Source organism: Pseudoalteromonas piratica (assembly GCF_000788395.1).
Classification (GTDB): Bacteria; Pseudomonadota; Gammaproteobacteria; order Enterobacterales; family Alteromonadaceae; genus Pseudoalteromonas; species Pseudoalteromonas piratica.
Genome location: NZ_CP009888.1, coordinates 1,215,708 through 1,231,043, shown reverse-complemented (window position 1 = coordinate 1,231,043; position 15,336 = coordinate 1,215,708). Strand labels below are relative to the sequence as shown.

At 41.0% G+C, this 15,336-nt stretch carries 15 protein-coding genes; 10 read left to right on the top strand and 5 right to left on the bottom strand.

The annotated features are described in order from the left end of the window. The first annotated feature begins 84 nt into the window (after positions 1 to 84). Entirely contained in the window at positions 85 to 792 is a 708-nt protein-coding gene (rsuA, locus tag OM33_RS05555) for a 16S rRNA pseudouridine(516) synthase RsuA (RefSeq protein ID WP_038643062.1), read from the top strand. A gap of 251 nt (positions 793 to 1,043) precedes the next feature. Beyond that, the gene (locus OM33_RS05550; RefSeq protein WP_052140911.1) at positions 1,044 to 2,672 is read left to right on the top strand and encodes a methyl-accepting chemotaxis protein; all 1,629 of its coding nucleotides are present in this window, start codon (positions 1,044 to 1,046) and stop codon (positions 2,670 to 2,672) included. Positions 2,673 to 2,705: 33 nt separating this feature from the next. On the opposite strand, the gene yjjG is transcribed toward OM33_RS05550, so the two are convergent. Continuing rightward, positions 2,706 to 3,398 carry a pyrimidine 5'-nucleotidase gene (yjjG, locus tag OM33_RS05545; RefSeq protein WP_038639755.1) on the bottom strand — a complete coding sequence of 231 codons (693 nt, stop codon included), beginning with the start codon at positions 3,396 to 3,398 and terminating at the stop codon, positions 2,706 to 2,708. 3 nt (positions 3,399 to 3,401) lie between these two features. After that, positions 3,402 to 3,953, bottom strand: a complete 552-nt coding sequence (yjjX, locus tag OM33_RS05540) for an inosine/xanthosine triphosphatase (protein ID WP_038639752.1) — start codon at positions 3,951 to 3,953, stop codon at positions 3,402 to 3,404. A gap of 140 nt (positions 3,954 to 4,093) precedes the next feature. Here yjjX and gmk point away from each other — a divergent pair, with 140 nt between their 5' ends. From gmk to recG, 8 genes are all read left to right on the top strand, one after another. After that, positions 4,094 to 4,717 (top strand): guanylate kinase, encoded by a 624-nt coding sequence (gene gmk / locus OM33_RS05535; protein WP_038639750.1) that lies wholly within the window; start codon positions 4,094 to 4,096, stop codon positions 4,715 to 4,717. A gap of 77 nt (positions 4,718 to 4,794) precedes the next feature. Beyond that, the gene (rpoZ, locus tag OM33_RS05530; RefSeq protein ID WP_038639748.1) at positions 4,795 to 5,070 is read left to right on the top strand and encodes a DNA-directed RNA polymerase subunit omega; all 276 of its coding nucleotides are present in this window, start codon (positions 4,795 to 4,797) and stop codon (positions 5,068 to 5,070) included. Positions 5,071 to 5,220: 150 nt separating this feature from the next. Then, the gene (spoT, locus tag OM33_RS05525; RefSeq protein WP_038639746.1) at positions 5,221 to 7,326 is read left to right on the top strand and encodes a bifunctional GTP diphosphokinase/guanosine-3',5'-bis pyrophosphate 3'-pyrophosphohydrolase; all 2,106 of its coding nucleotides are present in this window, start codon (positions 5,221 to 5,223) and stop codon (positions 7,324 to 7,326) included. 15 nt (positions 7,327 to 7,341) lie between these two features. Next, positions 7,342 to 7,734 (top strand): RidA family protein, encoded by a 393-nt coding sequence (locus tag OM33_RS05520; RefSeq protein ID WP_038639744.1) that lies wholly within the window; start codon positions 7,342 to 7,344, stop codon positions 7,732 to 7,734. A 118-nt stretch (positions 7,735 to 7,852) separates the two neighbouring features. Beyond that, positions 7,853 to 9,460 carry a DUF342 domain-containing protein gene (locus tag OM33_RS05515; RefSeq protein ID WP_038639742.1) on the top strand — a complete coding sequence of 536 codons (1,608 nt, stop codon included), beginning with the start codon at positions 7,853 to 7,855 and terminating at the stop codon, positions 9,458 to 9,460. Between the two features lie 5 nt (positions 9,461 to 9,465). After that, on the top strand, positions 9,466 to 9,924 hold the full coding sequence (gene asnC, locus OM33_RS05510) for a transcriptional regulator AsnC (protein ID WP_038639739.1): 459 nt from the start codon (positions 9,466 to 9,468) through the stop codon (positions 9,922 to 9,924). 64 nt (positions 9,925 to 9,988) lie between these two features. Beyond that, positions 9,989 to 10,687, top strand: coding sequence for a tRNA (guanosine(18)-2'-O)-methyltransferase TrmH (gene trmH / locus OM33_RS05505; protein ID WP_038639736.1), 699 nt, complete (start codon positions 9,989 to 9,991; stop codon positions 10,685 to 10,687). Positions 10,688 to 10,771: 84 nt separating this feature from the next. Further along, positions 10,772 to 12,850 carry an ATP-dependent DNA helicase RecG gene (gene recG, locus OM33_RS05500; protein WP_038639733.1) on the top strand — a complete coding sequence of 693 codons (2,079 nt, stop codon included), beginning with the start codon at positions 10,772 to 10,774 and terminating at the stop codon, positions 12,848 to 12,850. A gap of 1 nt (position 12,851) precedes the next feature. Here recG and OM33_RS05495 read toward each other — a convergent pair whose 3' ends face one another. From OM33_RS05495 to OM33_RS05485, 3 genes are all read right to left on the bottom strand, one after another. Next, positions 12,852 to 13,484, bottom strand: coding sequence for a tetratricopeptide repeat protein (locus OM33_RS05495; protein WP_038643058.1), 633 nt, complete (start codon positions 13,482 to 13,484; stop codon positions 12,852 to 12,854). Positions 13,485 to 13,617: 133 nt separating this feature from the next. Then, positions 13,618 to 14,934: an adenylosuccinate synthase gene (locus tag OM33_RS05490; protein ID WP_038639730.1), complete on the bottom strand. Its 1,317-nt coding sequence runs from the start codon at positions 14,932 to 14,934 to the stop codon at positions 13,618 to 13,620. A gap of 200 nt (positions 14,935 to 15,134) precedes the next feature. After that, entirely contained in the window at positions 15,135 to 15,326 is a 192-nt protein-coding gene (locus tag OM33_RS05485) for a DUF2065 domain-containing protein (protein WP_038639728.1), read from the bottom strand. Between the last annotated feature and the right edge of the window lie 10 nt (positions 15,327 to 15,336).

The window sequence follows — 15,336 nt, the reverse complement described above, 5'->3', positions numbered from 1 at the left end:
AGTTAAGCTTTACTGGCTTTTTTTATATCTCTGCGTATACTCCCGCTACTGAGTTTTCATCGTCAAAAAAGCATGCATATGACCATTAAATTTCCCTACCGCTTAGATAAGTTTCTTAGCCACTTTGCAGAAGTACCTCGCTCTAAAGCAAAAATTGGCATTAAAAAGAAACATGCAACGATAAATGGTGATGTTGTTATAAAAGCAGATACGCAGGTAAACGAAGGCGATAAAGTTACTTGGTATGGTGAAGATATTTTTGCTGTAGGCGATCGTTACTACATGCTAAATAAACCAGAAGACTACATTTGTGCTAATAGCGATGAAATGCACCAAACCGTTTTTGATCTACTTGATGAACCTATGATGGATTCACTGCATGTTGCTGGACGATTAGATATCGATACCACAGGACTGGTTTTAATTACTTCTGACGGTGAATGGAGCCATAAGATTACTTCACCGCGTCACCAAAAGTACAAAGTGTATTTAATCGAGACTGAACAGCCAATTACAAACGAGATGTGTGAACAACTTGAACAAGGTGTAATGTTGCATGGTGAAAAAAATGCAACTAAACCTGCTGTAGTTGAGAAAATTGCTGACTACTCAATGCGCTTGTCAATTTATGAAGGTAAATATCACCAAGTTAAGCGTATGCTTGCTGCTGTAGAAAACAGAGTCGTTGCGCTTCATCGCGAAAAGATTGGCACTGTGTCTCTTGACCCTAACTTAGCTCCAGGCGAATACCGCCAGTTAACCGCTGAAGAAGTGGCAACAATTACCGACTAAATCCCCCTTTTCGAGACATGAAATTTAACCATCGCTTAACACTTGATTAAACACCAACGAGCGGTTAGTGTTTAATCGAATGGTATCTAAGAATTGATTAAATAAGAATAAAAGATACAAACCGTATTTAATCAATTCCTCTCTCACTTGAATACCACAACAAGATGGCGTTAATGATTAATTATGCCTAGTATTTAATCACTAACAACTAACAGTGCCCCACCTTCAAAGGTAGTTGTGAGGAAAAGCCTATGCATTCAATGACCCTAAAAAGTAAAATAGTCATATTTACGGTTATTTTATTCCTTTCATTAATTTCACTCGCTGGCCTCGGTTTAAAAGCCTTAAGACAAGCAAGTGAGAGTGATAATATTGCACGTATTAACCAGTTAATGAAAAGTACAGTTAACATTGTTTCTCAATTTGAATTAGCGAGCAGAAATGGCAGCTTGAATGAAGAACAAGCTAAGCAACTTGCCACTCAAATGCTTAGAGAGAATAAATACCACGATTCTGAATACGTTTATGTAGTCGATAACCAACTCAATTTTGTTGCTACTCCCCACGATCCTCAGCTTCACGGCACCAGTTTTAACGATTTTAAAGACGCCAGCGGTGCCAGTATTGGCGCCATGGTAGAACGACTTGTCGGCAGCAAAACAGGTCAAATTATTACCTATCATTGGGATTCTGAGCGTGATGGCGAAGTTGTCGACCTCACCTCGGTAGTACAAAAAACACGAGACTGGGGTTGGTATATTGGCACAGGTATTAGCTATAAAGAGGTCGATGAGCGCTATTGGCAAACAGCTAGCTGGCTTTTAACCTTATCGATTGTTATTGCTGTTTTACTTTCTGCAGCGCTTGCTAAATTTGGCTTAGATTTAAACAAATCCTTGGGTGGCGAAATTGACCGAGTGCAGTCCGCAGTAATGCGTGCGTCACGAGGTAACTTAAAAACCATTCGAGATTTTGAAAGCGCTGACGAGAAAAGTGTTGCCGGTGCTATCAATTACATGCAACTCGGATTACAAGGTGTAGTTGGCGGAATTAAAAATGTATCTGACTCACTACAAGAAGAAGTACTCGCTTCAGAAACCCGTTCAACTGAGCTTGATAAGCTGACCAATTCGCTGAGCAGAGAAACACAAGTGGTTGCTTCAGCTATCACCCAATTAACCGCATCGGCTGCAACCGTTGCAGATCACGCTGAACAAGCAGCGTATTCGGTAAAAGAAGCGGAAGAACAAGGTCAAAGCGCTAACATTCTTACGGAAGAAGCCGCTAAAACTATCGAGTTACTTGAGCAACAAATTGAAAATGCAGGCACTAACATTCAAACACTGGATGATGAAGTTAATAACATTGAAAGTGTACTGAGTGTTATTCAAGGCATTGCTGAACAAACAAACCTATTAGCGCTTAATGCAGCAATTGAAGCTGCTCGCGCGGGTGATCAAGGTCGTGGCTTTGCAGTGGTTGCCGATGAGGTACGCCAGCTTGCACAGCGCACACAGGCAAGCACAGAAGAAATTCAACAGATGATCACCAAGTTACAATCAGCAACTAAAGATGCCAAAGCATCGGTGACGCAAAGTATTTCAACCAGTGAAGAAACCGTGACTAAGTCACAAAAAGCGGCTGAAGAGCTAGCTCGCATTGCCCAATCGCTTTCAGCTATTACCGAGATGAGCCATCAAATTTCAGTGGCAGCAAAAGAGCAATTGCAAGCTGGTGAAGACACCGCTCAGCGTGTTGTGCATATTTCAGATACTGCAGAAAACACCGCACGTTTATCATTAGATGCTCACAGTGCAACCGATCAAATCAAATCGTTTACTGAGAATCTTGAAAAAGAAATTGCTAAATTTGAAGTCTAACCACTAACTTCGATGTGATTGAAACCGAGCGCGTTAAACGTGTTCGGTTTCAAATGACTTAATCAAATTATAAAGCCCTGTTAAGCAACCAACTTGATATGTTGCCCCAACAGTGTCTTCCACTTTTTCCCCTTCATGGTTTATCCAGCATGTATCTAGGCCGGCATTTTTACCACCTAAAATATCAGAACTCAGGGTATCACCGACCATTAACACCGATGATTTATCAGGGTCGCCGAACAAACTTAGCGCATGATCAAAAATAGCAATATTTGGTTTTGCCACACCGACCTGCTCTGAAATAATCACATGTTCAAAAAAATGGGTTAAGTCAGTTCGCGCCAAACGAACTTTTTGCAGCGCAGTAAAACCATTCGTAATAATCGCAAGCTTTGCTTTGCCTTGAAGTAATTCCAGCAGTTTACGAGCACCAGGTAAGCACTGACAAATATCAGCCATCGCTTCAATAAACTGTTGATTTAGCAGCACAGGATCTACGTCTAGCTTTTCCCCCCAAGCAGTAAAGCGCCTAACTTGTAGCTCTTTCGCGCTAATAGTGCCATTTTGATAATCAATCCATAGTGGTTTATTAACGGTTTGAAATTCATCAAAATCTGACTTTTCAAACACGATATTATAATGTGAAAAAAGCTGTTTTAAGCCCGCAAACGCATCAAAATGGAACAAGGTTTCATCTGCATCAAAAACAATCCATTGGTACTTCATTAATTATTCAACCTTCATATTGAAAAGCTGTTCATTTATAAATGGCGCAAGTGCTGTCGTCAACGCCATGGTGTAAACACTCTCTCGAGTCACGAGATTATTAGTTAATAACGCCATTGCACCGCCCTTTTGTTTAATATTATCCGTATTAAACAACCTATCCATCACATGGCCTAACTCTTCACCTTCACACAGTGCTTGGTAAACGACTTGGGGCATTGGTAAGTTACTACTTCGACCGACTTGGACATGGCGATTATTATCAATCACAATATAAGCAAATGTCGCGGGGCCATAATTAAAGTTATCAACGCCACCTTCGATAGCAACATACCAATCAGCCTGAAAATACTTTTTTGCATAGGTAACGCGATTTTCTGCGCCGAGCAGGGTCTCTTCTGAAGTCATTGGCTGGTCAGCAACATCTGAAGGCGCAGATACGCCTTCACAACTAAACACAACGTCAGGGAACATCGCTGAAAATGCGTTTTTTACAGCATTGATTTTGACAGGATTTTTTGAACCGATAATAATTTTTTGGTTTTTTTCACTCATTTCGTACAATTCTTATTAAATTAAAAGTCGCCTATCACTTTCTTAATCGGATGCGAGTTTTTATAATATCGCCATTGTGCTAACTGCCCCTTCAATTAGCAAGTGGGTGAGTTTGCGAAATTTCAGATTTAGGAAACATTATGAGCCAAGCTCGTGGTAATTTATTTATTTTGTCGGCACCATCAGGTGCGGGCAAATCAAGCTTAATCAACGCCCTTTTAGAGCGTCATAGCGATATGAAGGTATCGGTATCTCACACCACTCGCACACCTCGTCCAGGTGAAGAAAACGGTGTGCACTATCATTTTGTAACACAAGATGAATTCAAACAAGTGATTGCTGACGATGGCTTTTTAGAGTGGGCTCAAGTATTTGATAACTACTACGGCACTTCAAAACAAAGTATCGAGGCACAATTAGCTAATGGCATTGATGTATTTTTAGACATCGATTGGCAAGGCGCACGCCAAATTCGTGAGCTTGTTAACGATGTACGCACTATTTTTATCGTTCCGCCATCAAAGCAAGAGCTCGAATCACGCCTTAACAATCGCGGTCAAGATAGTGCTGAAGTGATCAAAGGCCGCATGGCAAAAGCGCAATCAGAAACCTCACATTATAATGAATATGATTTTCTCATTGTGAATGATGACTTTGATACCGCACTATATCAGTTAGAAAGCATTGTCTTTGCATCTCGCCTTGCGCAAGCAAATCAGGCTCTGAAGCATCAATCATTATTACAAGACTTATTAGCGGATTAAATTAATCCAAGTATTGGCTATTTTCTTCGCATCAAGTAAACTACGCTTTTGCGAATTATAAAATTTTGGAGTGCCTTATGGCTCGAGTAACTGTTGAAGATGCAGTAGATAAGATTGGTAACCGTTTTGACCTTATTTTAGTTGCGGCTCGCCGTGCGCGCCAAATCGCAACTGGTGGTAAAGACCCTATGGTTGATGCTGAAAATGACAAGCCTACAGTTATCGCTTTACGTGAAATTGAAAAAGGCTTCATTACTAGCGATTCATTAGACTCACTAGAGCGTGAAGACCAACAAAACCAAGAAGCAGCTGAACTAGCTGCAGTTGCAGCTATTGTTGGTGGTCACCAGTAAGCTAGCAACCTTCTAACTACTCACAATCCTTTACTGAGTAGTCTTACCAGCGACTGTTCGACTTTTTATTAAGTAACAGTCGTTGGCAATCCCTCCCAATTCATCGTATATTGTTATCAATTCCCCTCTATAGCTAGTATTGGAGCATAAATGTATCTTTTTGAAGGCCTTAAAAAGAACATCTCAAATTATTTAACGCAAGAACAAGTTGAACTTGTGCAAAAAGCCTACGTGGTAGCGCGTGATGCTCACGAGGGACAAACACGTTCAAGTGGTGAGCCTTACATTACACACCCTGTTGAAGTGACTCAAATTCTAGCCAATATGCGTTTAGATCACGAAACGTTAATGGCTGCACTGATGCACGATGTCATTGAAGACACGGATTTTAGTCAACAAGACCTTGCTGAAATTTTTGGCGATACCGTCGCAGAACTTGTTGAAGGCGTATCTAAGCTCGATAAGCTCAGTTTTAAAGACCAAAAAGAGTTCCAAGCAGAAAACTATCGCAAAATGATTATGGCGATGACGCAAGACATTCGCGTTATTCTAATCAAACTAGCAGACCGTACACATAATATGCGCACGCTAGGCGCGCTTCGACCAGAAAAACGTCGTCGCATTGCACGCGAAACACTCGAAATTTTTGCACCGATCGCTAACCGCCTTGGTATTCATGATATTAAAAATGAGTTAGAAGATTTAGGTTTCCAAGCACTCTACCCTATGCGTCACCGCGCATTAAAAAATGAAGTGACCAAAGCGCGTGGTAATCGCAAAGAAATTATTCAAAATATTCAAAATGAAATTATCTCGCGTATTGAAGAGTCGGGTATCGAAGTTGAAGTTTCTGGCCGTGAAAAGCACCTTTATAGTATTTATCGAAAAATGCTAAATAAAGAGCTGATGTTCAATGAAGTTATGGATATTTACGCATTTCGCATCGTAGTAAAATCGATGGATACGTGTTATCGCGTACTGGGCGTAGTACACAACTTATTTAAGCCCATTGAAACACGTTTTAAAGACTACATTGCAGTACCTAAAACGAATGGCTATCAATCACTGCATACCTCATTAGTTGGCCCGCACGGTATTCCTGTCGAAATTCAAATTCGTACCCATGAAATGGATCAAATGGCAGATAAAGGGGTTGCAGCCCATTGGCTTTACAAGAAAGCTGGCGATAGTGCTGGCAACACAGCACAGCAGCGAGCTCGCCAATGGATGCAAAGTTTGCTTGAATTACAGCAAAGTGCTGGTTCGTCGTTTGAATTTGTTGAAAACGTTAAAACCGAGCTTTTCCCTGAAGAAATTTACGTATTTACGCCAGACGGTCGAATCATCGAACTACCTATGGGTGCAACTGCGGTAGACTTTGCCTATGCGGTTCATACCGATGTCGGTAATACTTGTGTTGGGGTAAGAGTAAACAGAAAGCCTTACCCTTTGAGCGCAGCGCTTGATACTGGTCAAACAGTTGAAGTGATTACGAGCTCTGGTGCGCACCCTAATGCCACTTGGCTTAACTTTATTGTTACCGCCAAAGCCCGTATGGGAGTGCAAAAGTATCTCAAAAAGCAAGAACATGAAGAAGCACTGCAACTTGGCCGTCGCCTTTTAGATTCAGCACTAGGTGAACACCACTTGAGCGATATAAGCGAAGAAGCGCTTGCTCGCACCGTGGAAGAACACAATGTAGATTCACTGGATAAATTATTAATTGAAATTGGTTCAGGTAACATTTTAAGCTTACTTGTCGCAAAACGTTTGTTACAAGAACAAGGTGAAGATGTTGGCGAACTAAATCACGATAAGAAAGCGGCGATAATTGGTACCGAAGGAATGCTAATTAATTACTCTAAATGCTGCCGTCCTGTTCCAGGAGATGAGATTGTTGCACACATTAGCCAAGGAAAAGGGCTTACGGTTCATCGCCAAGAGTGTAAAAATATTCGCGGCTGGCAGCAAGAGCGTTCTAAATATTTTGTTGTTAAATGGGAAGACAACCCTGAAAAAGAATATATTGCAGCACTTCGTGTTGAAATTATAAACCACCAAGGCGCACTGGCTAAACTCACTAATTTAGTCTCAACGACAGCGGCAAACATTGTTGAAATAAGTACCGAAGAAAAAGAGAGTAACTTATACCTAATTGATCTAGGTATTACAGTGAAAGACCGCATCCATGTCGCTAACATAATGCGCCGTATTAGAGTAATGCCCGATGTACAAAAAGTATATCGTCGCAAGTAATTAAGAAGATACATTATGACAAAATCAATTATTAGTACTGACAAAGCACCAGCAGCAATTGGCACTTATAGCCAAGCTGTAAAAGTAGGCACAACAGTTTATCTTTCAGGCCAAATTCCACTGGTACCAGAAACCATGCAAATGGTATCTGATGACTTCACAGAGCAGACACATCAAGTATTCAAAAACCTTGTGTCGGTTTGCCAAGCAGCTGGCGGTGAAATTCAAAACATGGTTAAGGTTAATATTTTCTTAACTGACCTTTCTAACTTCGCTACGGTAAACGAAGTAATGAGTCAGTACTTTAACGAACCTTACCCAGCACGTGCAGCAATCGGCGTTGCGCAGCTGCCGAAAGACTCACAAATTGAAATTGATGGTATCTTAGAGTTACCTTCAACTAATTAATTTTTGCTATATATTGAAAATAATAACAAAAATTAAATAGAAAGGGCTGTTAAGCCCTTTTTTTTATGCTAAAAAAACATATATAGTTTGGTTTAATCATAATGGCTTAGGAGCTTAGGTGTTTACTCTCAATAACGACAATCAAGTTGTACTAACGGTTTCTGAACAAACGCCGATGCCGCCAAGTGCAGACTTCGTTTTTCAAGCGCTTGCTAATTCAGAGTTTGCCGACTGCTATGTCTTAAGCAAAGAAGTAAAAGAAGCCTTTCGCTCTGGCGATTTTGAAGAGCTGATTGTTGCAGAAAAACATGACGCTACTTTAAGCATTGCTATTGCTGACGATAAAATGTCAGCAACCGCGACACTAACATCAGCCTACGGCGGCGAGTTGATGGCAGTATCAAGTGCTCTTGAACTAATTAATGAAGCAAACATTAGCCGTGGATTAAATGAAGCATCACTCGAATCATTATTAGGTAAACAATTTGAGTTACCGCCAGGCAAACAAGTATCATCGGTAATCGCTAAAGGCCAATTTCCCGTTGCAGGCAAAAATGGTTCCTTAGAAAAAAATGTTCAAACACTTGCCGATCGCGTACGCCAACCTAAGCGCCGTGAAGATGGCTCAGTTGATATGCGTGATTTTGGCGCACTCGCTAGCGTAAAACCCGGAGATACCCTGATGACCCATCATTTTGCGACCCTTGGTCGCGATGGGTTTAATGTGATTGGTGAAGTGCTGAAAGCAAAACCCGGTGACGAAGTAAAACTCATTGCAGGTGATGGCACCAAGCTAAGCGGTACCGATGATAAATACCTAGTAGCAACCATTGCAGGCGTGCCAGTCGATGATAAATATGGCATGCGCGTTGATGATGTATTTACCATTCCTAATGTTGATGTAAAATCTGGTCATATTGAGTTTGATGGCTCAGTAATCATTACTGAAAATATTGAACCTGGTATGAAAGTCACCGCGAAAGGTGATATCACAGTCTTTGGCAGCGTCGAGTCTGCTGAGTTAAATGCAACAGGCAGTATCGAAGTTAAAGGAGGCTGCCTAGGCCATACAAAAGATAATGATGAGCTGTCAAATAAGATCGTGTGTGATGGTAACTTAACGATTAGTTATGCCCAATATACTTACCTTTCAGGTAACCAAGTCAAAATTAAATCACAAGCCAGTCACTGCCATATTAAGGCAAAAAATGAATTAATGATTGGCAACCCTGAAAAAGGCGATGGTAAATTGATTGGTGGTAAAGTGCTAGACGCAAAAACCATGATATGTGGTGAAGTAGGCACGGATAAAGGTGCACATACAGAAGTGCATTTAGGCCATTCAGCAGTATTACTTAAAAACCGTACTGACGAGATTTTTGAACAAGTACGCCAATGTAATCAGCAACTTGAAGCATTAGAAAGTGAGTTTGATAAAGCACTTACAGTGGAAGATGCTGATAAACAACAAAGCTTATTAATTGAAATTTCTGATAAGCAAAATGTCAATGAACAGTTGATTGAGTTACTTCCAAATAAGGCCGCTAAACTGGAGCGCGCCATTCATATGTTACGAGATTACTGTTACCTTGAAGTTCAAAAGTCATTACATTCAAATGTTGAACTACGCATTTTTAATAAAGTGCTAAAAACAGCCCGTAGCTACCCGCCGCTTACAGCTCGTATCGATAAAAATAAAATTGAATTAGAATTTAAAACAACCTAACCGCCATGACGCAGTACAAAATGGATAAGCTCGATAAATCAATTCTGCATGCCTTAATGGATAATGCACGTGTACCTTATGCTGAGTTGGCTAAAAAATTTGATGTCAGTGCAGGCACCATCCATGTGCGCGTTGAAAAAATGAAGCAAGCTAATATTATTACTGGCACAAAAGTGTCGATTAATGAAAAAAAACTTGGCTATGATGTGTGCTGCTTTATTGGCATCAACTTAAAAAATGCAAAAGATTATCCAGACAGCATCAAGCGTTTACAAGCGCTAGAGGAAGTGGTTGAAGCATACTATACAACCGGTAATTACAGTATTTTCATCAAAGTCGTCACCCGTTCCATCGACCATCTCCAAGATGTACTAATTAATAAAATTCAAACAATTGACGCTATTCAATCCACAGAAACGCTGATCTCATTACAAAACCCAATAAATCGCGATGTGACTCCATAAGCACAATCATTGCGGGAGCCATCTCAGCTAGGTATAATCGCCGCGAATTTTCCGGAGACTACCCATGGCTGATAACCGATTTAAACGCGTAAAAACTGTACTTGATAAACGACAACTCGACCTTACGGTCTGTTTAGATGAAGTGCATAAACACCATAATTTATCAGCTATTGTGCGTACTGCTGACGCAGTAGGTTGCCATCATATTCATGCTGTTTGGCCAAAAGAACAACGCCGCTTAACGAATAATACCTCTGGCGGTAGTAAAAACTGGGTAGAAACTCATATGCATAATGATATTGATGAAGCCGTTAATACCATTCGTGAGCAAATCCCTGGAGTTCAAATTCTGGCAACAAATCTATCTGATAGCGCCGTTGATTTTCGTGAAATAGATTACACCAAACCAACTGCGATTATCGTCGGACAAGAACGTGATGGCATCTCTGATAAAGCATTGGCACATGCTGATCAGCATATTATTATTCCAATGGAAGGCATGGTGCAATCTCTCAATGTATCCGTTGCTGCGGCACTAATTCTGTATGAAGTACAACGTCAACGTCACAACGCCAATATGTATGAGCCAAATGACGATCTTGATAAAGACACTAAACACACCATGTTGTTTGAAGGTTGCCATCCAATTATCGCTAAGCAATGTCGCCAAAAAGGGCTAGCTTATCCTGCGCTAGATGACGAAGGCGAAATCGTTGCTGATGACACCTTTTGGAATACGCTGCGCTTTACTAAACAAGCTTAAATACTGGTTATTTTTACAGTTATCTATTGCAACTTTATATTTAACCTGTTAAAAACCAAGCAAGGTAAATAGAAAGGAATGGTTATGGCAATTGATCTTGCCTCTTACCCAGTGACTGAACTTAAAGGTGCTGGGCCTAAAATAGCAGAACGTTTAGCAAAACTGCATATTAATACCGTTCAAGATCTACTCTTTCATTTACCCCTTCGTTATGAAGATCGCACGCGTATCTATCCAATATGCGAACTGCAAGCACATTATCATGTAAGTATCGAAGCTGTCATCGAAAATACCAGTATTAGCATGGGTAAAAGACGCATGCTTAATTGCCAAGTAAATGATGGTACAGGCCGATTAACACTGCGTTTTTTCACTTTTACCGCAGCACAAAAAAATAACCTTGCAGTTGGCAGTAAAATACGATGTTTTGGGGAGATCCGTCGCGGCCGAAACGGCTTTGAAATGGCTCACCCAGAATACAAGATTATCAGTAATAGCGGGGTGACTGAAATGGAAGAGTCACTCACACCTGTCTACCCAACTACGGAAGGTTTAAAGCAGCTTTCGTTGCGTAAATTATGTGTACAAGCCGTTGATTTGCTTGAGCGCTACGATATTGAAGAGTTGCTTCCAAGGCAATATCAGCCGCAGGGCTATAGTTTAAAACAAGCATTACTTACATTACACAAACCAAGTCCAGAAGAAAGTACGCTACTGCTTGAACAGGGGCTTCACCCCGCACAACAACGTCTGGCGTTTGAGGAAATTCTTGCTCAGAATTTAAGTTTATTAAAACTTCGTGCTAAGGGGCAAGTTCATCAAGCCGTTACTCTGTTACCAACCAATGAGCTTGAGCCCCAGCTACTTGCGCAGCTACCCTTTTCACCCACCAATGCTCAACAACGCGTAGTGGCTGAAATAAAGCAAGATCTCACTAAACCCTACCCTATGATGCGACTTGTACAAGGCGATGTAGGATCAGGTAAAACACTGGTTGCCGCCATGTCAGCACTTGCAGCTATTAGCCAAGGCTATCAAGTTGCCTTGATGGCGCCTACGGAAATATTAGCTGAGCAACATGCGAATGCATTCCGTTCATGGTTTGAGCCCTTAGGCATTACCACAGCGTGGCTTGCAGGTAAAACAAAAGGGAAAGAACGCACTTTAGCGCTCGCGCAAATTGCTTCGGGTGAAGCGCAAATGGTGGTGGGTACCCATGCCCTTTTTCAAGAACAAGTAACCTTCAATAATTTGGCCCTAATCATTATTGATGAACAACATCGATTTGGCGTTCATCAGCGCCTAGAGCTGCGCGAAAAAGGTAAAAATGGGAATTGCTACCCACATCAGTTAGTAATGACAGCTACGCCTATTCCTCGTACACTTGCCATGACAGCTTATGCCGATTTAGAAACATCGATTATTGATGAATTGCCACCTGGCAGAACACCGATAACCACGGTTGCTATCCCAGATACGCGCCGCCAAGATATAATCAATCGAGTAGAACAATCAGTAATACAGGATAAACGCCAAGTTTATTGGGTGTGTACACTGATTGAAGAGTCGGAGGCATTGCAATGCCAAGCAGCTGAAGATACAGCGAAAGAACTCGCCAGTTTGCTCCCTGATGTGTCAATCGAGCTAGTACATGGCCGTATGAAGCCCGCTGAAAAACAATTCATTATGGCTGAGTTCAAAGCGGGAAAAATTGATGTACTGGTTGCCACAACTGTAATTGAAGTTGGGGTAGACGTACCCAATGCGAGCTTAATCATCATTGAAAATCCAGAACGTTTAGGTCTTGCTCAATTGCACCAACTTAGAGGTCGCGTTGGCCGTGGTGCTGTGGCATCTCATTGTGTTTTACTCTATCACCCACCACTGTCAACAACAGGACAAAAACGACTCGGTGTACTGCGCGACAGTAATGATGGGTTTGTAATTGCTGAACGCGACTTAGAGATACGTGGCCCTGGCGAAGTGTTAGGGACCAAACAAACAGGGTTAGCTGAGTTTAAAATTGCTGATTTAGTGAGGGATAAAGCAGTCGTTACGCAAGTTAGGCCTGTTGCTAAACGGTTTATATCAGATCATCAAGAACTTGCTGAAAAAATCATTACTCGCTGGCTACCAAACAAAGCTCAATTTGCTCAAGCCTAACTTATTTTTTTGCTCTGGCCAGTACACTCGGTGGCATCTTCTCGGCGAGTAAAGCCAGTTTTTTCTCCACTTCTTTGTGCTGCTGTTTATCATAAATCAACGCGCTATTAAGCCAGCGATAAGCGTCTTCAAAATCTCTTGGGCTTCCTAGACCTGCGTTGAAAATGTCTACCAACCTAATTTGGGCATTGAGATTACCCAATGATGCTGCTTCCCGTAAATAAACAATTGCCTTATCCAAATCTCGTTGAACTAGTTGGCCAATTTGATAGTAACGCCCAAGTTGCTCTAATGCTGCTGCTAATCCTTGATCAGCGGCTTCACGCATATAATACACACCCAAATCAACATCGCGCTCAACACACACTGCATACGCCAACATATCACCATATAAGAATTGATAAGCGGGTATTTTCATTTTACTAGCGCGAGCTTCAATATCTTGCACAAGCTGGCAATCATCTAATTTTACACGTGTTAAATGCTCATTTTTATTAATCAGCTTAATCAATTCATCTTGGCTATATATCTGAACAGCTTGTAAATCTGACGTTTCAGCAAATACCTCGCTGGTATTTATCAACAAGCAAGTTGTTATAACTGTTCGGCTAAGTGTTTTGAAAAATAAACTCATATTTCTACTCAAGCAATTTAAAGGGTCGTAAAGGCGATATTTGCTAGTAAATATTGATACAAAATATATACCAATCTGTAAATTACAGGCATAAAAAAAGCTGCTTAATGCAGCTTTTTTTGTAAAACGAAGATTATTCACCAAATGGGTTTCGAACAATCATTGTTTCTACGCGGTCTGGACCAGTCGAAATAATATCAATTGGTACACCTGTAATTTCTTCAAGACGTTTGATGTAGTTACGAGCAGCTTCTGGTAAACCTTCATAAGTAGTCACACCAAAAGTATTTTCACTCCAACCTGGCATCTCTTCATATACTGGTGTTACTTTCTCGTAACCTTCAGCAGCTAGTGGGGTTACGTTTGTAACAGTGCCATCTTCTTGCTTATATCCAGTACAGATTTTAATTGTTTCTAAACCATCTAAAACGTCAAGTTTAGTTAAACAGAAACCCGTAATTGAGTTGATTTGAATTGCACGGCGCATAGCCACAGCATCAAACCAACCAGTACGACGTAAACGACCAGTTGTCGCACCAAACTCATGACCTTTGTCACCTAAGTGCTTACCTACTGGGTCTTGCTTGTCTTGACCGTCGTAAAGTTCTGTTGGGAATGGACCAGAGCCAACTCGTGTTGTGTAAGCTTTAACAATACCTAGTACATAGTCTAGGTTTAACGGACCAAAACCAGCACCTGTTGCAACGCCACCCGCTGTTGTATTTGATGATGTTACATAAGGGTATGTACCATGATCAATATCAAGTAGTGTACCTTGTGCACCTTCGAATAAGATGTGCTCGCCGCTCGTACGTGCTTGATCTAGTAGCTCAGTCACGTCAACAACCATAGACTTAAGCGTCTCAGCAACTTCCATTGCAGCATCAAGTGTTTCTTGATAATCAACAGCGTCTACTTTGTAGTAGTTAACAAGTGTGAAGTTATGGTACTCAACAACTTCTTTTAGCTTTTCAGCGAATAACTCTGGGTTAAACAAATCGCCAACACGTAAACCACGACGCGCAACTTTGTCTTCGTAAGCTGGACCGATACCACGACCAGTTGTACCAATAGCCTTAGCGCCACGTGCTTTCTCACGTGCCATATCTAACGCAACATGGTATGGCAGAATTAGTGGACACGCTTCAGAAATTAACAAGCGCTCTTTAACCGGTACACCACGTTCTTCTAACATGCCGATTTCACGCATAAGTGCATCTGGTGCAAGTACCACACCATTACCGATTACACATTTTACATTGTCACGTAAAACACCTGATGGGATAAGGTGAAGAACTGTTTTTTCACCATTAATAACGAGTGTGTGACCTGCATTGTGGCCACCTTGATAGCGTACTACTAAAGACGCTTTATCTGTTAGTAAGTCTACAACCTTACCTTTACCTTCGTCACCCCATTGGGTGCCTAATACAACGACGTTTTTACCCATTGTAACTTCACTTAAAGAAAATTAGGCGCAGATTCTATCAAAAAAGAGGGGCAAAGATCACCCCGTTTAGCAGCTTTTTTCATCATTTTATCTAAATAACTGCAATTAAATTGGTATATACAAGCATGCTAAGTACTGAGGTTTTAAGATAATTGCCTAAAAATTTTTGATTTTTTATAACCAAATTATTTTTGAAAATTTTACGGTTTTAGCCACATAAAAAGCAGCCAACCAGATAGTATTAACACAATCCCAATAATCCGTAATTGCGAATCGGGTAATTGTGCCATTTCGCTTAAATATTCACGCCATTTCTGAGGAAATAATGCTGGCCCAAGTCCTTCAAAGATTAACAACAATCCAACTGCGAGAAACAACACATCAAAATTCATGATTTACTCC